At 55.3% G+C, this 19,094-nt stretch carries 21 protein-coding genes; 10 read left to right on the top strand and 11 right to left on the bottom strand.

Features of this window, described 5'->3' with window-relative positions; all coding sequences use genetic code 11:
- Positions 1–38: 38 nt before the first annotated feature.
- Positions 39–1,472 carry an amidohydrolase gene (locus ACRBB0_RS22375; RefSeq protein ID WP_431376694.1) on the bottom strand — a complete coding sequence of 478 codons (1,434 nt, stop codon included), beginning with the start codon at positions 1,470–1,472 and terminating at the stop codon, positions 39–41.
- A gap of 204 nt (positions 1,473–1,676) precedes the next feature.
- Positions 1,677–2,123: an MAPEG family protein gene (locus ACRBB0_RS22370; RefSeq protein WP_431376693.1), complete on the bottom strand. Its 447-nt coding sequence runs from the start codon at positions 2,121–2,123 to the stop codon at positions 1,677–1,679.
- Positions 2,124–2,170: 47 nt separating this feature from the next.
- Between ACRBB0_RS22370 and ACRBB0_RS22365 the strand changes: the two genes are divergently transcribed.
- The 6 genes from ACRBB0_RS22365 to ACRBB0_RS22340 all read left to right on the top strand — a co-directional run bounded on the left by ACRBB0_RS22365 (position 2,171) and on the right by ACRBB0_RS22340 (position 4,740).
- Entirely contained in the window at positions 2,171–2,812 is a 642-nt protein-coding gene (locus ACRBB0_RS22365) for a LysR family transcriptional regulator (protein ID WP_431376692.1), read from the top strand.
- Positions 2,803–3,042, top strand: a complete 240-nt coding sequence (locus tag ACRBB0_RS22360) for a LysR substrate-binding domain-containing protein (RefSeq protein ID WP_431376691.1) — start codon at positions 2,803–2,805, stop codon at positions 3,040–3,042. The genes ACRBB0_RS22365 and ACRBB0_RS22360 overlap by 10 nt, the downstream gene beginning before the upstream one ends.
- Before the next feature lie 319 nt (positions 3,043–3,361).
- Positions 3,362–3,493 (top strand): hypothetical protein, encoded by a 132-nt coding sequence (locus tag ACRBB0_RS22355; RefSeq protein ID WP_431376690.1) that lies wholly within the window; start codon positions 3,362–3,364, stop codon positions 3,491–3,493.
- Positions 3,494–3,591: 98 nt separating this feature from the next.
- A complete protein-coding gene (locus ACRBB0_RS22350) occupies positions 3,592–4,023 on the top strand; it encodes a hypothetical protein (protein WP_431376689.1) in 432 nt (143 codons plus the stop codon).
- Positions 4,024–4,299, top strand: a complete 276-nt coding sequence (locus ACRBB0_RS22345; protein WP_431376688.1) for a hypothetical protein — start codon at positions 4,024–4,026, stop codon at positions 4,297–4,299.
- A gap of 87 nt (positions 4,300–4,386) precedes the next feature.
- Entirely contained in the window at positions 4,387–4,740 is a 354-nt protein-coding gene (locus tag ACRBB0_RS22340) for a hypothetical protein (RefSeq protein ID WP_431376687.1), read from the top strand.
- 781 nt (positions 4,741–5,521) lie between these two features.
- Here the strand turns inward: ACRBB0_RS22340 and ACRBB0_RS22335 are convergent.
- The 6 genes from ACRBB0_RS22335 to ACRBB0_RS22310 all read right to left on the bottom strand — a co-directional run bounded on the left by ACRBB0_RS22335 (position 5,522) and on the right by ACRBB0_RS22310 (position 10,930).
- Positions 5,522–6,280, bottom strand: coding sequence for a LamB/YcsF family protein (locus tag ACRBB0_RS22335; RefSeq protein WP_431376686.1), 759 nt, complete (start codon positions 6,278–6,280; stop codon positions 5,522–5,524).
- A 1-nt stretch (position 6,281) separates the two neighbouring features.
- Positions 6,282–7,304, bottom strand: coding sequence for a biotin-dependent carboxyltransferase family protein (locus tag ACRBB0_RS22330; protein ID WP_431376685.1), 1,023 nt, complete (start codon positions 7,302–7,304; stop codon positions 6,282–6,284).
- Positions 7,301–8,014 (bottom strand): 5-oxoprolinase subunit B family protein, encoded by a 714-nt coding sequence (locus tag ACRBB0_RS22325; protein WP_431376695.1) that lies wholly within the window; start codon positions 8,012–8,014, stop codon positions 7,301–7,303. Before ACRBB0_RS22325 ends, ACRBB0_RS22330 begins: the two co-directional genes overlap by 4 nt.
- Positions 8,015–8,037: 23 nt before the next feature.
- Positions 8,038–9,333, bottom strand: a complete 1,296-nt coding sequence (locus ACRBB0_RS22320; RefSeq protein WP_431376684.1) for a TRAP transporter large permease — start codon at positions 9,331–9,333, stop codon at positions 8,038–8,040.
- Positions 9,334–9,344: 11 nt separating this feature from the next.
- Positions 9,345–9,893, bottom strand: coding sequence for a TRAP transporter small permease (locus ACRBB0_RS22315; protein ID WP_431376683.1), 549 nt, complete (start codon positions 9,891–9,893; stop codon positions 9,345–9,347).
- Between the two features lie 65 nt (positions 9,894–9,958).
- Positions 9,959–10,930 (bottom strand): TRAP transporter substrate-binding protein, encoded by a 972-nt coding sequence (locus ACRBB0_RS22310; protein WP_431376682.1) that lies wholly within the window; start codon positions 10,928–10,930, stop codon positions 9,959–9,961.
- A gap of 169 nt (positions 10,931–11,099) precedes the next feature.
- Between ACRBB0_RS22310 and ACRBB0_RS22305 the strand changes: the two genes are divergently transcribed.
- Positions 11,100–11,621 (top strand): winged helix DNA-binding protein, encoded by a 522-nt coding sequence (locus ACRBB0_RS22305; protein WP_431376681.1) that lies wholly within the window; start codon positions 11,100–11,102, stop codon positions 11,619–11,621.
- 156 nt (positions 11,622–11,777) lie between these two features.
- Here ACRBB0_RS22305 and ACRBB0_RS22300 read toward each other — a convergent pair whose 3' ends face one another.
- The 3 genes from ACRBB0_RS22300 to ACRBB0_RS22290 all read right to left on the bottom strand — a co-directional run bounded on the left by ACRBB0_RS22300 (position 11,778) and on the right by ACRBB0_RS22290 (position 15,278).
- Complete coding sequence (locus ACRBB0_RS22300; RefSeq protein ID WP_431376680.1) at positions 11,778–12,191, bottom strand: hypothetical protein; 414 nt, start codon at positions 12,189–12,191, stop codon at positions 11,778–11,780.
- Between the two features lie 922 nt (positions 12,192–13,113).
- A complete protein-coding gene (locus ACRBB0_RS22295) occupies positions 13,114–14,760 on the bottom strand; it encodes a sulfatase-like hydrolase/transferase (protein WP_431376679.1) in 1,647 nt (548 codons plus the stop codon).
- Complete coding sequence (locus ACRBB0_RS22290; RefSeq protein WP_431376678.1) at positions 14,757–15,278, bottom strand: MarR family winged helix-turn-helix transcriptional regulator; 522 nt, start codon at positions 15,276–15,278, stop codon at positions 14,757–14,759. The genes ACRBB0_RS22295 and ACRBB0_RS22290 overlap by 4 nt, the downstream gene beginning before the upstream one ends.
- A 139-nt stretch (positions 15,279–15,417) precedes the next feature.
- Between ACRBB0_RS22290 and ACRBB0_RS22285 the strand changes: the two genes are divergently transcribed.
- The 3 genes from ACRBB0_RS22285 to ACRBB0_RS22275 are packed head-to-tail and all read left to right on the top strand — an operon-like array spanning position 15,418 to position 18,959.
- Positions 15,418–16,473, top strand: coding sequence for a TAXI family TRAP transporter solute-binding subunit (locus tag ACRBB0_RS22285; protein WP_431376677.1), 1,056 nt, complete (start codon positions 15,418–15,420; stop codon positions 16,471–16,473).
- A 55-nt stretch (positions 16,474–16,528) separates the two neighbouring features.
- Positions 16,529–18,829 (top strand): TRAP transporter permease, encoded by a 2,301-nt coding sequence (locus ACRBB0_RS22280; RefSeq protein ID WP_431376676.1) that lies wholly within the window; start codon positions 16,529–16,531, stop codon positions 18,827–18,829.
- Complete coding sequence (locus ACRBB0_RS22275; protein ID WP_431376675.1) at positions 18,810–18,959, top strand: hypothetical protein; 150 nt, start codon at positions 18,810–18,812, stop codon at positions 18,957–18,959. Before ACRBB0_RS22280 ends, ACRBB0_RS22275 begins: the two co-directional genes overlap by 20 nt.
- Positions 18,960–19,094: the final 135 nt, after the last annotated feature.

Here is a 19,094-nt window from a genome sequence, read left to right as displayed (position 1 = left end):
AGATTTGGACGGTGAAAAAGTGTCTGTCCTTGATTTTGTCAGGCTAGCGGCATGGCATCCTTGGGAAGAGGGGATATGTATCCAACCGAACCCACGTAGCGCGCCAGATCCTCTTGGGCGCGGGCGAGCACGTCTGGCTGCATCAGGGCATCCGCCGCCGTTGCAGCCATAACGGTTGCGGCATGGACCATGCCCTTGAGCGCGGGGCGGCCTTTGCCCTGCGCCACCGCCTGCCAAGAGTGCAGTTGCGTGCCAATTGCGTGGGTCGCGCCCCACATCTGAACCGTAGGAACAACCCAGCTGACATCTGCCACATCTGTCGAGCCGCCAAAGGGCATGGCCGGTGTGCTTGCCGGCACATTGAAGTCGGCCAGCGCCTTGCGTTCTTTCTCGACGATCCCCTTTGCCGCATAGGACTGCCGGATGTCGTCTTCGCTGAGGGTCGCCTGAAAGCGCGCCGCGTAGGCGGTGTCCTTGCTCGTGAAAGGCGGCGGTCCGAGCCGGTCAAGATTGCGCTGCATCAGATCGCCCAGTGTCGGGTTGTAAACAAGGTTCGATGACCCGCTGTTTACATCGACCGTCACTTGGGTTTCGGTCATCAACGCGGCGCCTTCGGCCACTTTTTCAACGCGGCGCAGCAGTGTGAGCATGTCTGCAGTCGTGTCCGCGCGCACCATATAGGATACTTTCGCGTAGGCGTGCACCACATTCGGTGACAGCCCACCGCTGTCGAGGATCGCGGAGTGGATGCGCGCCGTATCGGGAATATGTTCGCGCATATAGTTGACGCCGACGCTCATCAATTCAACCGCATCCAGCGCAGAGCGCCCCAGATGCGGGGCATCGGCTGCATGGGCGGCGCGGCCCTCAAAGGTAAAATCGACACGCGCAATGGCCAGAGAACTGCCCTTTACAAAGCCCGCGACATCGCCCGGATGCCATGTGATAGCGATGTCGACATCGTCAAATGCCCCGGCGCGCACCATAAAAGCCTTGCCTGCGCCCCCCTCCTCAGCAGGGCAGCCGTAGTAGCGTACACGCCCCGGTGTTCCGGTCTGGGCAAGCCAGCGTTTCAGAGCCGTCGCCGCCAGCATCGATGCAGATCCGAGTAGATTGTGCCCGCACCCATGCCCGTTCGCGCCAGATTCTAGGGGGTCTTTCTGGGCAATATCTGCCTTTTGACTAAGACCGGCCAGCGCATCATATTCGCCGAGGAAAGCAATAACCGGTCCTTCTCTGCCGTATTTGCCCATCACCGCGGTTGGTATTCCAGCAAGGGCCTCATGCAGCTCAAAGCCCTGAAACCGAAGCTCTTCAATATGCGCCGCAACCGAGGCATGTTCCGAATAGCAGGTCTCTGGCGACCCCCAGACCCGATCGCTCAGGTCTTCGAACCTGTCCTTTGCTTCCCGAACATAAAGCCACAATGGGTGTTCATTCACGACTTCGGCTCCGGCGCTACGACGTTTCAACTATTACCGACATTGGCCGCATCGCAGAAAATCTGCAAGAGGGGCTCAGAACTGACTTTGGCTTCTGAAACCGACCTTATCCAGAATGAAGGTTGGCTCTCGAGAAGTCGAAGCAATTATTTTGCACCTGCCGCATTTGCGAATGTGCTTGTCTGACATTGGTCACTTTGGGCTGTTAGCGCATTTTGAAACATTTTTGGGCGTTTAGCCCAAGCCGCGGAATGCCGTGAAGGACGTGACAAAAAGGGCGATGATGGCACCTTTCCCAAGGAACCAGAACGCCGTCCTAATGTAGGGAACGTTGGCGAGGTAAACCACAACAAAGCTGAGCCGAGCAATAATGTAAACAAGGGCGGCGGTGTCGTTAATTGGACCGTCTGCATTCAGATAAAAAGCAGCCGCGCATACAGGGAAAAATGCCGCCAGGCTTTCGATAATGTTTGCGATGGATCTTTCAATGCGTCGATCAAAATCGTATTTCCTGATCGACTTTGATCTGCGGCGTAAGCCCCAACGCAGGCGCTGCGCAGGCCGTGCGCAACAGCAATAAACGACCCGTGAAAAAAACAACAAAATCGCTTGAATGCCGCCATAACCAGTAGAGTCATTGATAAGTTCAAGCAGCGTCCCTTTCTCTTGGCCCTCGCTCAAACTTAAGCGGAGTGCATATAGGATAAATGGACATCTAAGGGCCCAATATGGACAAGCAGATCAGCTGGAATGACTTGAAATTTCTTGTTGAGCTCGACACGTTCGGTGGTCTTAAAAGGGCTGCGGATCAACTCGGATATAGCCATCAGACGGTCGCCAGATGGATGAAATCCCTCGAGAAGGAACTTGGAGTTCGAATGACGGACACATCAGGTCAAAGATGGACCCTTACCCAAAAAGGAAAGGATGTTCTGGTTGTCGTTCAGCAAATGGAGCAAAGGGCCAATAAAGTCCTTCGGGTGTCAAACAACGAAACAGAAGCGTATTCTTGCAGAGTTGGAATCTCGTCTGTAAGTTGGGGGTTGGATTTGATCGTTCTCCCCGCATTGAAGGAAATTCAGTCCAAGTATCCAGATCTCTCATTCGATCTGATCACTCAAGACGAAGTGTGTAGCATTGAGGCCGGAGATGTCGATCTAGCCTTGAGGTTTACCCAGGCTTCTCCTCAAGATCTTATAGGCAACAAAATCGGTCCGGTGCCATTGGGGCTGTACGGTACAGCGGCCAAGGCTGAGTTATTCAAGAAAACGCGCTATGCCGATGTGACCTTCATTCAAATGTTGCCCCCTGGGTTCAACATGATCGATGGGCCACTCTGGAAGATGCCCCTAAGCGCATTATGTTCGTAAATGATCTTCAAGCCATGTTGTTGGCTGTTCAGCATGGTCTTGGGGTGGCGCTATTGCCAACTGCTGTCGCAAAAAACCAAGAAGTGTTAGTTGGCATCCCCACTGAGCCAATCTTCACGCAGAACTCTGCGTGGATTTTGCGGCATCAAGACAACCGCACATCAAACAAAGTACGCGCCGTTGCGGCAGAAGTTGGCAAAATTGGCAAAAGAATTCTCGCTGCGTCTTAAATCCTATTCCAGCCATTCATACACCCCGCTGCATCAGTCAATGTGGGCTCCAAGCAGCCTTGCGGCGGTGCGGTAGCGCGTCTGCGGCGAAATCACGTGTGATCAACTCTGCCCAATGACTGCTGTCAGCCCAAAGCAGACTGACCACTTTATGTGCGACGCTCTGACAGCAGACGTTCAACTTAGGCAAGTGTCCTCGAGGTCATATCCACAAATGAAATGCGTGAAGTCCGTTTTCATGGATTCAAAAACGGTTCAAAACTCGATGGATTTTGGATCGGGTTTTTGAGCGTCAAAATCGCTATTAATAGTGAGGGGAATGGGTAAGTGTTCAAAAGTGACCGATATTGGTGACAAACTCGACCTAGGAGATGTCGCGTTTAGCGATGAAGAACATTTCCAACCCGCTGTAATCGCAGGTGAGGGCGCTGTCTTTGGTATGCGGTATTAGGGACCATTTGGACGCTTGACAACTTAAGCCTGCGGTGCCTTTAATTGAACTGCAATAAGTGTATTTACCAGGCGCTGAATGGCGAGGTCCATTGATTTATGAAAGTTGCAGCTTTTATTTTTTTTCTATTTTTTGGAGGCATCCTATTTATGTCATTCTCGTTGAGAATGGCTGCTCCGGATTTCAACACTAAGTTGTACTTGGAATCAAATGAAAAAGTGAGACCCATTCATGAAACAAACTCAGAGCTTGAGGCCAAAGGTTATAAGATTTCTCAACTAGTGGACGGAAGATGGGAAAGTGGCGGAAAAATTTCGATCACGCCGCTGTATTCAAATGACGAATACCACAGAATACTTGATTTGTGTGTTGAGAATGGTGGAAACCTTTGGTTTGCAACGAGTACTGAAAGACCTTTTTTCTGGTCCTTTTTATTTGTTCACTTTCACAATTACTTCCTGTGCGCAAGAGGCGGAGTGTTGCTGTGGAGTGAAGATTCAAGTTCTTTATGGCACGGGAGTGTATTGTAAATGTCAGTGAATGGTTGGTCAATTGCGATTGGCGAGGATGAGGTTATCGGAATTTCGGGTTATTCGCACACAAGTGGTCTTCTCATCGATCCAGAAGGCAACGTGGTTGCATCTGTAGACGTCCAACCGGTTGGACCTGCGGGAATTGGAGTTGTAAACATTGGCCCTCGCGATGTTGATCCGACAAATATTCATATCGTCGTCTCTGGGCTTTCAGCAAGTGAAGCTGCGGAAATGTATGATTCTGCCGCGGAAGTTGCGGGTGGTAGAATGTAAGGAACAAACTACGAATTGCCAGCTAGTATTTCTAGTATTCCGACGGGGATTGCATTGGGATCAGGAGCGACTTTCCCCGTAGGGGCCGTGACGGAATTCGTAGACGACGCAAGTGGTGTAAATGATCCCTTTACGAATAATAGTAACGCATTTGGCCGCCACTTTCACGATGTATCGCTTACACTTGGCGATAGTTTGGGTGCGGAAACAACGGTTATCACCGAAGATTTTTTTGAGAATCCTGCCCCGGGGTGGGGTGTAAATGGTAACCAACCTCTGTCGTTCCCGGAGACCTCACCCCAAAGCGACGTTTATTCCGCGCAAAGAGGTTGGTCCGGCAACGTTCCAGGAGGTTGGCAAGAAGACAGGGGACCTTGGGTAGAACCGCCGTGGTTGGCCGATAATCCCGATTATGTTTCACCATTAAAAATGGCGGCCTAAATTTGTATTCAATTGAATAGCGCAATTCAATTTTCAAATTGGGAACCAATGTCAGCTTTTCGGATACCTTCCAAGCTTTGCAAAGTCTGCTTACTGCGCTTCGCGGACATCGATGTGCAGCGTAGCTGCGCTCCAATCTGTCTGAAGGTCTGAGGGATTGAAAGTCCGCTCTCGGGAAACTGCTCGATTGCCTTCGCACCTGCAGCAGTGGGGTTGATCTGCCTCGCGTGGATGTCTTGAAAGGGCTGAAAGCAGCCATCTTGGGCCGAAGGTAACGGCCCGGATTGGACTTTGTGCCCAAGTTCCTGATGCTGTAGTGCGGGCCGATGAAGCGGGCATTCATCATCAAAAAGCAATCGTTGCTGGCCAACGTTAGAACTTCGCATCTAAGACATCGGAATGATGGTCAAAAAGAGCTGAGCCTGAAGAAAAATTGAATCAAGTCCTTGCGAATACATGCTCTAGGTCACTTTCGTTGTCGGCCCACTGTTCTCAATAACCTTGAACCGGTAGATGCTTTGTTTCAGCCGACAACAACCCAGCCTCAGTATAAAAATTCTTTGCGCATTGTACCCGATGCAGGCGTGGACTGGGATGCAAGGACAGGTGACCGGCTCGTTCGACCCCAAATTGGCCCATACCCATGTGGTCGCGTTGCCGGAATTCCAACCCGTCTCAAGTATGGTGAAAGATTTTATGGCATCCTGCGGGTGACCGCTGCGCCTGTGGGCACAGCTGTGATCTACAGAAATTAGATACCGCGCGGCTAAACGAGTTGCCCTTAAAACTGTGCGAGGGTGACACCGCTATCGTGCAAGGCGCGGCGCACTTCGGTTGCGATGCGGACTGCTGTGGGCGTGTCACCGTGAAGACAAATCGTATCAATGCGCGTTGCGATGCGTTTACCGCTTTCGGTGATGATTGCGCCTTCGCGGACCATGTCCGCCATGCGGCGGCCTGCTACGTCCGGGTCATGGACCACGGCACCGGGCAAAGCGCGATCGACCAAAGTCGCGTCATCATTATAGGCCCGATCCGCAAAAATTTCGCAGGCAATTTTGCAGCCTAGCACAGATGCGGCGCGTTGTTGGGCTGTGCCAGCCAAAACCATAATGACAATATCCGGTGCGATATCGAGTGCGGCTTCATAACAGGCTTTGGCCATCTCCTCATTCTCGGATGTCATATTGGCCAGTGCGCCATGGAGTTTAAGATGGTGCACCGAGCTGCCAGCGGCCTTCGCCATCGCCTGCGCAGCCCCCAATTGATACCGCACAATATTTCGAAGCGATTCAGTGGAAAAGGTCATCCGCTGACGACCGAAGCCATGCAGATCTGGAAAGCCCGGATGCGCGCCGATTCCAACGCCCTTTTGCGCCGCCGCCTTCATTGTTGCTGCCATCACGTCCCAGTCGCCCGCATGGAACCCGCAGGCGACATTGGCGGAGGTCACGATATCCAGCAAGGCCGCGTCATCGCCCATTTTCCAAGCACCAAAACTTTCGCCCATGTCGGCGTTCAGATCGACTGTTTTTGTCATTCTATAGTCCTTCAAAGTCTTCGTTGCCGGCGATCATTCCGCCGATCAGATTGTATGACAGCAGATCGCGCATTTGGTGCGGGTCGCGGATCAATGGGCGACAGTGTTTGCGCAGCTCAGTAAGCCGTTTGGTTTCTGTGCGCTCCAACGCCACGGCCTCTTCAAGATCGACAAAGCGAAACCGAAGCTCGGCCCCTGCAGGCGCCTGTGCCACGCGTGGCAGGTCGCAGGGCAGAACAGTTCCGATCCTAGGGTAGCCGCCGGTGGTTTGGCATTCGACCATCAACACAAAGGGCACGCCATCGCCGGTGATTTGGATGTCGCCGGGCATGACGATTTCAGACACCACGTTGCGCCCGCCCTCGACGTGATATCCCCCGCCTTGAGGGGTCAAGGCGACTCCCATGCGGTTTGCCCGCGCGGCACGGCGCAGCGGTTCGGCTTGGAGACGGTCTATCTCGGCCTTTCCAAATAGATCGGTTTGAAAACTGGGGGTGAGGCGAACCGCTCCGCCGTGAAAGCGATCTTCGGGTTCAATCATCAAGTTTGTTTCACGCCGCTTGTCAGAGCCAATGTTTAGCGTTTCGCCATCCTGTAACAATGCGCCGATGCCGACGGCAAGGTGTGTGGACGCGGCCCCCAAAAAAGGGTCTGCACAAAATCCACCCCCCACATGCAGATAGCCATAGCAGCCCGCTGTGGCGGCACCGATGGACAAGTGTGCACCAGCAGATAGCTTGTGCGACGCGTTCCAGACCACTGTCTCGCCGTCGATTGTAGCCCGCATAGGCGCGCCCGTCAGTGCGATACGAACGTCCTCGCTGGCCTGAAATTCCCCACCCAACGCTGCCATTTCCAACGCGAGAGTATTGGCTGGCTGACCCAGCAACGCTGCGCCTTCGGCCAGCGCCAGCCTATCTGCTGCCCCGCCACGCGACAGGCCAAGCGCCAGATGGCCGGGGCGCCCCATATCCTGCAATGTCATGCTGGGACCGGCGCGCAATATCGTCAGTTGGGCGTTCATTTGATTGTCTCGAAGGTTGCGCCGCCGTTGGGATCGCTGCGCATGTTGTTCAATGATGCGGCATCCGTAGCAACGAATTGCACCTCGTCACCGGGCCGTAAAAGGATTGGTTCGTCTGCCTTGGGTTGGAACAGGTTGATTGCCGTTTGTCCGACGTGCTGCCAGCCGGTTGGCGCAGAAACGCCAAACAGCACGAGTTGTCGGATCGCTACGACCAGCGCACCTTGCGGGACACGGTCCGTCAATTGGCTTTGGCGGGGAATATCCCACGCTTGCGGCAATTCACCGAGATAGGGTTGACCGGGCGCGAAACCGAGCGCCTGCACACGCACGCGCGCGTCCGATAAAGATGTGGCTGCTTCGGCCTCGCTCATCCCCGCAGCGGCTGCGGCCTGCGCAAGTTGCGGGGCCATTTCTGTGCCATAAACCGTTGGAATGCGCCAGAACCGCCGCCCTGTGGGCAAGGCCACGTCGAACCAGTTGCGTCCCTTGGCCAAGGTTTCAACCTTCGCCTTCAAAACATCATGGGTCAGGCGCAAGGGATCAAAGCGGATAAAGCAGGACACAAGCGTCGATGATGTTTCTTCAATCGCGTCCCAGCCTTCGGCCTCAACAGCGACACGAAAAGCAAGCGCGGCACGGTTGGCAGGTTCGCTTAATCTGTCGCCAAAGCTGACAAGAAGACCGTCCACACCTCCGGTGCGGATCATGGGGAATTCAGGGGAGGGGTGGGTCACATCTGCTCCGGCAGGTAGGTCACGATTGATGGGAAGATCACGATAAGAACCAACGCGACGATCATCAAAAAGAAGAACGGAAGCGCGGCATGGGCAACTGTCAGAATATCGCGCCCCGTCAGGGATTGTAGCACGAAGAGGTTGAAACCGACCGGCGGGGTGATCTGGCTCATCTCAACAACGATCACCAGAAAGATGCCAAACCACAGCGGATCAATTCCGGCCTGCTGCACCATCGGCATGATGACCGAGGCGGTTAGTACCACGACCGAAATCCCGTCAAGGAAACAGCCAAGGATCACGAAGAACAAAGTCAGCGCAGCCAATAGGGTAAAGGTCGACAGACCAAGCCCGCCGATCCATTCGGCAAGGATACGGGGGATGCCGGTAAAGCCCATCGCCACGGTCAGGAAAGACGCGCCCGCAAGGATGAAACCGATCATGCAGGACGTTACAGTTGCGCCCATCAAGCCGTCAACAAAGCTTGCGCGGGTCAGCGTGCCGGAACTCCATGACAGGATCAGCGCCAGCACAACCCCGACGGCGGCGGCATCCGTGGGCGAGGCGATGCCAGCATAGATCGAGCCGATCACCCCGCCGATCAACAATATTACCGGAAGCAAACGACGGGAACGACGTAGTTTCTCACGGAAGGTGACTGAGATATCTTCCATAGGGAGACTGTCGCGGTTCATCATCGCCCAGATGGCGACATATCCGACGAATAGGGTCACGAGCAGCAAGCCGGGCAAGACGCCCGCAATAAACAACCGCGCGATGGATTGCTCTGTCGCCACGCCGTAAACGATCAGGATGATCGATGGCGGGATCAGCAGGCCGAGCGTCGCCGATCCGGCCAGCGTCCCGATGACCAATTTTTCAGGATAACCGCGTTGCGAAAGTTCGGGGATCGAAAGTTTGCCGATCGTAGCGGCCGTTGCCGCCGACGATCCTGACACAGCAGCGAAGATCCCGCAGGCGAAAACGTTAACATGTAACAGCTGGCCTGGCAGGCGGTTCATCCATGGCGAAAGGCCGGTGAACATGTCATCGCTGAGGCGCGACCGGAACAGGATTTCACCCATCCAGATGAACAGCGGCAGCGCGGCCAAAGCCCAAGAATTTGAATGACCCCACATGGTCGTGGCCATGACAAGGCCCAAGGGCGCATTGCTGAACAGCACCATCGCGGCAATGCCCACCCCCAGCAGTGAAAAGGCAACCCAAAGCCCCGCACCGAGGAAGGCAAAAAGCAGGACTATTAGAATAATCGAAAGGACGGCAACAGACATGGCTTAGGCTCCTATTCGCTCAGCAAGTTTTCGCCCTTGCCGTCCCAAGACGCAGGAAGACCGCGCAAAAGGCCGACCAGTTCGTCGAGCAAGGCAATGGTGAGAATGATTAGGCCAAACGCGACAGGCAGTTGCGGCAACCAAAGCGGAACAGAGACCATGCCAGACGACCGGTCACCGTACTCAAAAGATTCATGGACAAGCAGGATGATATACCAACTTGCAAAGGCGCTCATCGCCAAGGCAATAGCGACGACGATAATTTCAACGCGGCGCTGCACAGGCGTGGGCAGGCGGCCGAGCAAGAGCGTTACGCGGATATGCCCGCCTTCCCGTAGCGCATAGGCCAGCGCAAGAAAGGTAGAAGCAGCCAGAAAAAAGCCGGTGAAATCCGCATAAGACGGGATCGTCAGCCCAAGGCCGGTTCCGGTGATGGCTGCGGCGACCTTGTCCGCCAGGTTAAAGCAAACCTGTACGAAGACTATGGCCACGATGGCGACAATGAAAGACGCGGCGAGTCCGCCGGCCAATCGGTAGAGAGTGTTCAAGGCTTGCCGCATGACTGCCTCCTTACAGGTCAAGTGTGAGTTAGGTCGGGCGCGGTGGTGCGCCCAACCTAGCGGGGTTACTGCTCGTAGGCGCTCAGAAGTGCGGCACCGGCGTCACCTGCTTTGGCGGTCCAGTTTTCCAGCATTTGCGCACCAATCTCGCGCAGCCCTGTCATCAGTTCCTCTGACGGCTCTACGACGATGATGCCGTTTTCAGCCAGAACCGCTGTTTGTGCCTCGGTTTCGGCACGGCTCATTTCCCAGCCGCGGGCTTCTGCGGCGGCGGCGGCTTCAAGAACGGCTGTCTGTGTGGTGTCGTCCAGTCGGCGGAAAGAACGAGTGTTTACCACCACGACGTTTTTGGGGATCCAAGCCTGAATGTCGGTGTAATGGGTCAGGAAGTCCCAAGCCTTAGAGTTCACACCAGTCGAGGAGGAGGTGATCATTGCCTCAACACGTCCGGTGCTGAAGGCCTGCGGAATATCCGGATTTTCAACTTGCGTCGGCGCGGCACCAGCAAGGTTTGCGAATTCTTCGAGGGTCGCATTATAGGTGCGGAACTTCAGCCCTGCGAGGTCTTCGACCGAATTGATTTCACCAGTGGTATAAAGCCCCTGTGGCGGCCATGGCACCGAATAAAGCACCATCATGCCCTGCTCGTCCAGAAGCTCAGAAATAGCATCTTTCTGCGCTGCCCAAAGCCGTTCTGCATCTTCGTAGTTTGTCGCGAGGAACGGCAGCGAATCGGCACCGAAAGCCGGGTCTTCATTGGCCAGAAGCGACAGGAAAAATTCTCCAATGGGCACCTGACCGCTACGCACAGCCCTGCTGATTTCGGGGTGTTTAAAGAGCGATGCCGCCGAATGAACTTTGATTTCGAGCGCGCCATCTGTGGCAGCGGCTACATCAGCGGCAAATTCGGTGATGTTGGCCGTGTGGAAGGTCGCGTCTGGGTAAGGTGTTGGCATGTCCCAGGTTTCAGCCTGTGCTCCGATGGTCAGACCTGCAAGAGCGGCGGTTGCTCCGCCAATAATTCGTGAAATGAGCATTGTGCTCTCCCTGCTTTGTTGGATGACGTTAGGCTTGCATTACGTTTACATTTCGTCAACGTTTTATAATTGTGGGATGTCGAAATCGGTGGTGACTATTGAAATGTCGGGAAAATATTGACATCATAAGCGGAAAATATCAGCGAATTGCGCAAGAAGAGAGCTAAAAATGACTGACAAGCCCCCCGCTGATCGTCGAATCGTCTCCTCCCGCCATCTGGCGGAAGGCGGCGGCTGGGAGCTATCAGAGCTCGAGTTCGGCTTGATCGTTGGGTTCAACGCCTTTTCGCGATGGGTTACGCGCTGCATGGCCGCAGCGGGCCACCCCGACCTCAGCCCCCTCGAAATTCTGATCCTGCATAACGTCAACCATCGGGACAGGGACAAACGGCTCTCTGACATCAGTTTCCTGCTGAATATCGAAGACAGCCATACGGTGAACTATGCCCTGCGCAAATTGCTCAAGGCTGGATTGCTGGTTTCGGAAAAGAGAGGCAAGGAAGTGTTTTATCGCACGTCGGAGGATGGGGTCGCGCTGTGCGAAGCCTACCGCGATGTGCGGCGGCAGTGTCTATTGAACGGTCTATCGCCTGCGGAAATGAGCGGCGCAGAACTGCGCGAACTGGCTCGCATGCTACGTGCATTGTCCGGCCACTACGACCAAGCCAGCCGCGCCGCTGCGACACTTTGAAATCGCAGTTCGCTCTGGCATCGAGACCAGTCAGGCCGGTAACTTCGACGGGCACTCATCCCGTATTTCGCCGGTTCGTTAATTTCTTGCGCCCCAAACTGCAGCCATTTCGGAATGTTTCGTTACGGTGGTGTACTGACCGGTTCCGCCCTATCCTCAAGTCCAACGATAGCACTCGCTAGACTTTTTTAACCGTTCCTCTGGCGTCTTCGGGTATTTTTCGTTGTACCATTGCAAAGCGCCTATATGATTTTCGATAACGATGGCAAAGGCTTCTGCCAAAATATCCGAAATCGCAATTCGGCTGACAAACAGGCTCAAAATATGCCGATCCAGCTCGCGCATCTTGGCTGTCTTGTCGGCGTAGATCGCTTCGTTAGGTCGGAGGACGCTGGAGTTGGCGGCAAGGTCATTCCCAACGACGTCTGAAAACAGCTGCCAATGCTCATAGGATGGCCGACGTGCGCGATTGCTGTCACTGGTCGGGACACGGTAGCGAAGCTGTTCCGAGCCATCCCAAGGCGTCGCTTGAAGCGTCCCCAAGCGTATCGTGCCAACTGTGCGTCTCAAACCTGTCGCGCAGCTACTTTTGGCCCAAGCGCAACTCGAGACGCCAAATTTGGCTGTGATCCCGGTCGGTCTGGTCTAACGGTTTTTGTCCGCAGGCTTTGGGTTTAGCGTTCCAGATCTCCAACCATCCATTTTTGGTTTTTGGCATGACCTTCATGCGCTTGTCATCGATTGCAATCTAACGGTTTTTGACAGCCCCAGCCCCTAGGCCGGTAATGCGCCCGCCTTTTGCCTGTGTCGTGGTTTCAAAAATCCGTTAACTTCGTGCTGGGCAGGGTGATTAGGGCGTGTCTACCCGGCTCAAATTTGGGCGCTGGTATACACGTGAGCCTCCGTTGCCAACTGGGTCAGACGTCCTGAAAGGTTCCGAGGTTGCTTCGTCTTTCCCGGTGTCTTTCCCGGTCGGTTCCATGACTGTCCCACTTTTCGACAGGCCAATATGGTTGAATCGGCGCAATTGGTTTAGAACCAAGTGGCTACTGCACGTCGTCAATTCGCAAGACAAATGCGGCTGGGATTTATCTGAAAACCGGGAATTTGCGGGCTGTACAACTGCGTATTGGCCATAAAATATCAGTGCCCAGTTTTCGGAGCCCAGGCATCGCTGAGAGGATCGACATCTAGTTGACTGGCGAAGGGCACTCGCTGTTCGCCTTCCATAAGTTGCCAAGTATCAATTGGCCTCTGATGACCGCAAGCTGCCCATTCGACCAATTTTTGGTACCGAAGCTAAGGGCCGCTTTGTGAAATGGGGGTCGGAGACCGGTCATCAGGGGCTGTCAGTTTTGCGCGTCACGGCGAATACCCATGAGAAATGCCTGGTCAATATGGGCGGGCTATCCGAATTTGCTGCGCAGTTGGGGAATAGATCGTATCCTTGTTTCTAGGCAATAATTGTCAACGCCAAGAGATCGCGACCACTCTAAGGCCGCCCGACAGGTTTTAGGTCGTCAAACGCGATACCAGTGGTGTCTTCGTATTCCTGCTCATCCCAGAAACCGATCAAAATACCCCCTTCGGCTGCTTTTTTCTGTCGTGCCAAGACAGCAGGTGTTGCTGTGATCCGCGTGTGATGACGCGTGGCCCAATCAAGCAGAGCCGCTTCCATACGGGTGCAGACAGCAGTGTGCTCTGCCTCTTGTGATGCTCCTAAATCGGTCAGTTCGTGGGGATCGGACTGAAGGTCAAACAAAACTGGCCGGAAGCCTTCACAGCGGATGTATTTCCAGCGCCCATCAAAGATCATCGTTGTGTGGGCATGTTCTTGCGGTTGGTCCAGCAGGCGGGCCATATCAGACCAATGATAGTCATGCTGACTGATGGCATAGCTGCGTGAAAACCCCTCTGTCTCATGTAAGATCGGCGTCAGGTCGCGCCCTTCGATCACATGGGGTTTGGATGGGCAGCCAAGCGCGTTCATAAAAGTCGGAGCCAAGTCGATCATTTCGACAAGCGCATCGGACACAAGCCCACGTGTCGTCTCAGCGTCCAGGCGTGGATCGGCGATGATCAGCGGTACTTTTACAGCCATCTCGTGATAGAAATCCTTATCCCCCATCCAATGGTCGCCCATGTAGTCGCCGTGGTCCGAGGTAACGGCGATGATCGTATTGTCACTGAGGCCCGCTTCATCCATCCACGCAAACAGGCGCCCCAGATTGTCGTCGAGCTGTTTGATGAGCCCCATATAAGCAGGGACCACATGTTCGCGGACGTCGTCACGCGCGAAGCTTTGGCAAACCCGCGCCCTAAGGTAGGCCTGCATCAAGGGATGGTCGGTGTCATGCTCTGCCAAAGACCGGATCGGCGGCACGATATGACTTTCGTCATACATATCATGATAGGGTGCGGGCACGATGTAGGGCCAATGTGGCTTGATATAGGAAAGATGACACATCCACGGCCGCCCGTCCGCCTTGGCTTCTTGCATGAAGGCGATGGCGCGATCGGTCATGTAGGCGGTTTCCGAATGCTCTTCGGGGACATTCGCCGCCAAGCGGGAGTTCTTCAAAAGCCACGCTGACAGCAAATCGCCGTCTTCTCCGACGCCCGAGTTAGCAAAATCTTCCCAAGGGTTGTCAGATTTATAGCCTTGCGACACCAGATAATCGTCGTAGGCGGACCAGCTTTGCCGCGCGCTGTCGGGGTGAAGGCCGTCGTCACGCTCGAAAGGCTCGAAACCACATTCAGACACACGCACACCGATCTCACTGGCGGGATCAATGCCAAGCCACGCCATGCCTTCTGCGTCAGCCGTCATGTGGGTTTTGCCCACGAGCACGGCGCGCGCGCCAACTTCGCGCAAATGGTCGCCTAACGTCGGCTCTCCGACACGCAAAGGCATGCCGTTCCATGTCGATCCGTGGCTGCGAACATAGCGCCCCGTATAAGCCGACATCCGCGACGGGCCGCAGACGGGTGATTGTACATAGGCATTGGTAAAGCGCACGCCACGGGCGGCCAATGCATCTATGTGGGGGGTCTGCAAATGCGGATGCCCATAGCAGCTTAGGTAATCGAACCGGAGCTGGTCTGCCATGATCCACAAAACGTTGGGCCGATCAGTCATTGCGTGTCCTCGTCTGCTTTTCGTCTCGCCAGAAGTTCGGTTGTCGGGATTCGCAAAAAATCTTCCAGCCGGTCAAGAAGCCCAGCAAAGGCATGAATTTCATCTTGGGAGAAAAACTCTCTCAGCGCCGCGCGACGTTGGGCCATGACAGGGGCGGCACGGTCATAGGCCGCGCGGCCGGATTCGGTCAGGGCGACAACGGTTTGGCGGCCATCTCGTGCGTCTTTGTGCATCGTAACATAGCCTTTTTTGCGCATATCGGGCAGGGCACGGCTGATCAGGGAATGATCGGCGCGCTGGATCGCAGCAAGGTCGCGTATTGTCAGAGGTCCGGCCTCTGCCAAATCCCAAAGCGTTCGCCATTCCACAACTGACAAACCACCGGCGATTTCAAGGAAGTTACGGCTTTGGGTGCGGGACGCGGCGTAGACGGCTGGCAGTCGCCCAAAAATGTTGAAACCTTCCCGCTCCATGCGGGCCCGTATTTGCTCGGCGTCCACTTTTGGATGTTCCGTCATTGGCTGTCCTCCCTCCGGTCCCATAATGGGCAAAATAATTTACGTGACAAGTCATATAATTTCTGCAAGCCTAAGCGTGGGCCAGCTTGTCTTGGCCTGCGCGTCTTTGGAGGAAGGTGCGGGATCAAGGGAGGATATCATGATCAAAACTGTAATTTTTGGTGTGGCTGTTGCGCTTGCTCCACTGGCGGCATCTGCTCAGGCGACCCTGACCGCAGAAACCACCACACCAGGGTCAACGCCCCATTACATCGACACGACATTGGCAGCGATCCTTGATAGCGCGGGGGTTGCCACGGTGCAGATCACCGAAGGCGCGACACTGACCAATTCGGTTCAAGCCGTTGCCCAAGGGCGGCTGGACATGGCGCCAGCGCCTTTGATCCTGCCGTTTCTTCTGTCACGGGGCATCGGCCCCTATAGCGGTGTCGGGCCTGAAGACGGCGCTGAAATGGCAAGCAACTTGCGCGTGCTGTTCTGGAACTCTGGCTCAGCCCAGATATTCGCATACTACAACAATAATCCAGTTGAAGACATCCGGTCGCTCGATGGATTGCGTATCTGGAACGGCCCGCCACGCGGTGCAGCGCTGACTTCGGGTCGTGCGATGATCCAACTGTTGTCCGGCGCAAAGGACGGTGAGGGTTACGAAGGCATCCAGACAGCTTGGCCTGATACCGTGTCTAGCATCACTGGCGGTGGTGCAGATGCCTGGACCATCCCCGAAGGTCTGCCTTCCGGTCGCGAGATCGCAATCGCAGCCGCAGGCGGGATTACCATGCACGACGTCCCCTCTGACCTTCTGGCCAGTAAATTGGGCCAGCAAATTCTCGCGGCACCTGGCCATGCGCCATATTCAGTTCCGGTTGAGGCGTTCCGGGCGGCCTATGCGGGCAATGACATCACCATTGTCACCGACGACGATACCTTTGACAGCTTCGCAACGGCCTTTGGCCAGATCGTGAATGCGTCGATGGACGACGATCTCGCTTATCAGATCACGAAGGCCTACCTCGACGGTGAGCAGCGCTTTATCGAAGGGTCGCCGCGCGGTCCGTTCTCCATGCTGAGCTTTGGCGACATCGACGGTGTGTCACAAGGGGCCTGCGGGGCTGTGCAGATTAAGATGCACAACGGAGCAATCCGTGCCTTCGAAGAGGCCGGCCATAGCGTCGCCGACTGTCTGCGCCCTTAAGACCTAATAGCGGAAAGGCCAGACCTATGGCCTTTCCCCAAAGGAGGATCGATCCGTGACGTCGCAACCGCACAACCTTCCAATTGGGCGGCGTATCGCCGTGTTCCTCGCCTTGATTTTGGTTTTCTTTGGCATGTTGAACACCATGCCCGAAATACCAGGCCTTCAGGACTTGGCGCGCGATCTGACGGGTCGGCCGTTTTTCAGGGTGTCAAACTTTCCGCCCGAATATTTCTACCCCCCGATATTCCTGTTGATGATGACGATTGTGGCACTGGATGCCTCGGTCTATCGGGCGTGGCGGATGGAGAAGCCCCATTTGGCGTGGCTCGGGTTTCTGCTGGATGCGGGGCTGTTACTCGCGGCCTTTTTGGCGGCCTTTGGGTACCTCGTCGAAATCGATTCCATCTGCCTGATCGACCAAATCACAGGCGAAAGAGCCCGCCTTATTCAGGACGCGGCCGAACGCTCTGCCGGTGTTATCCCCGGTATGTCCTTTGATGCCGAGGTGCCCGCCTGTCAGGCCCGCTTTGGGGTCTGGATCATTCCTCTTTTGTTCACGATTATCACTCTGTTCTTTCTTTACAACATCCGTGTCTGGGGGCTGCCATTGGTGGCCGTTGCCAGTGTGGTGGTCCTCTATACTGTTGGCACGACGCTGATCTGGATCTTCGATCTGTCGGACAACAATTTCCTACTGACCAAACTGGGGGCTGATGGCGGAGATGTCACCGAAGCAGCGATCCAGAAAGCCACAAACGTCTTTGTCACGCCCGACGGGTTTATGGGCCGTTTCATGGATATTGTGATCAATCAGGTCTTTCCCTATGTGGTTCTCGGGGCACTGTTTGGCACGTCGGCAGGGGGTACATCTCTGATCAAGCTCGCCGTGCGCGCAACGCGCAACCTGCGCGGTGGACCGGCCCATGCGGCTATCGTTTCCTCGGCGATGTTTGGCACAATCACCGGCGGGCCGGTCACCAATGTGCTGTCAACGGGGCGGCTGACGATCCCGATGATGCGGCGCAACGGCTTTTCAAAGGAATTTGCTGGCGGAGTCGAAGCTGCGGCCTCCTCGGGTGGGCAGATCATGCCGCCGGTCATGGGAGTCGCGGCGTTTGTGCTCGTGGCGCTGACGGCGGTGCCCTACACCAAAGTCATCACTGCGGCCTTCCTGCCAGCGATGTTCTTTTTCTTCTCGATCTTTCTTGCGGTGATGTTCCAAGCGCGCCGTGAGCGCGTCGTGGCTGTCGGTGAGGTTCCCGAAGACCTCGTAATGACGCGTCAGGACTGGCTGAACCTGATCATCATCGTGATGCCGATCCTCACCATTTTGTTCCTTCTTCTGGGCAGCAAAGACGCCAGCGGCAGCGGGTTGATCGGGGCAATCATGCCCGAAGCGGTGACGCGCACGATCATCAATTCCACGGGGGATGCTGTCTCCGCCGGTTGGTGGGCCGTTGCGGTTTTGATTCCGCTGCTGCTGCTTGATCCTGAAACCCGCGCCAAACCCTCCAAGATATTGGCATCACTGGCTGATGGGGGACTGCTTATTTCAAAACTGTTCCTGTTGCTTTTTGCGGTGTCGATCATTTCCGCCTTTCTGAACGAAAGCGGTCTGACTGGGGAATTGACCCGCGCCGTGACCTCGTGGCTGGAACAGGCTCAAAGCATCCGGCTGTTGGGCTTTGAGCTACAGATCGTCGGGGGCGTTTATCTGATGCTGGCCCTGACCTGTGCGATGCTCTGCGCGATCCTGCTCGGCATGGGGATGCCGACAGTTCCGGCCTATGTGAACGTTGCCTTGTTGCTTGGCCCATTGCTCGCCAACCTAGGCGTCAGCTTTTTCACCGCGCATATGTTCGTCTTCTACTTTGCCGTGGCCTCGGCGATCACACCGCCCGTGGCGGTCGCCGCCTTTGCGGCAGCTTCGATCACCGGAGCCGAGCCGATGCGCACCGGCGTTGCGGCCGTGCGCGTGGGTATTGTGATGTTCACAATCCCCTTCATTTTTGCATGGTACCCCGAACTGTTGCTGATCCCCGAAGCGGTCACAATTACCGACGAGTCAGGTGCCAAAGCCCTGATCGAAGGCTATAGCGGTGAGGTCGATATTGCTGCGCTAACGATGCTATCTGCTCGATTGATCCTAGCGCTGTACCTCGTGGCATCGGCCTTGGCGCGGTATGACCGTGGCCCGATCGGGTCTGTAGAAATTGCGGCACGCCTTGGTCTGGCCGTCCTGATCATGTGGAAAACCGAACCCGTTATGTGGTTTGGCATCTGCGCTGGACTAGCCGTGATCGTTTTGCACTACGTTCTTTCAAGGAAGGCAGATGAACGCAAAACAGCTTGAATTCGCATTCCATCTTTTGGTGAACCTCGGTTCGATCCGTGAAATGGACGCCCGGCGCGCTGGTCATCGGTGGTTTATCCCGATTACCGGCGGCTCGGTTAGCGGCCCCTGCACGTCAGGGCATATTTAAAACAGGTGCCGATTGGCAGATTGGTCTTCTCAGATCAAACAGCTGAACGTAATACCCGACATGCGTGCGATACGGACAACCCTGCCTTGTTATAGGTTTGCAGCAACGTTCCACTGGCACTTCAAGGACGTGACC

Source organism: Pelagimonas sp. (genome assembly GCF_050633425.1).
Taxonomy (GTDB): Bacteria; Pseudomonadota; Alphaproteobacteria; order Rhodobacterales; family Rhodobacteraceae; genus Pelagimonas.
Note: the sequence above shows the minus strand (reverse complement) of the source record. Positions and strands in the feature narration are given on the sequence as shown.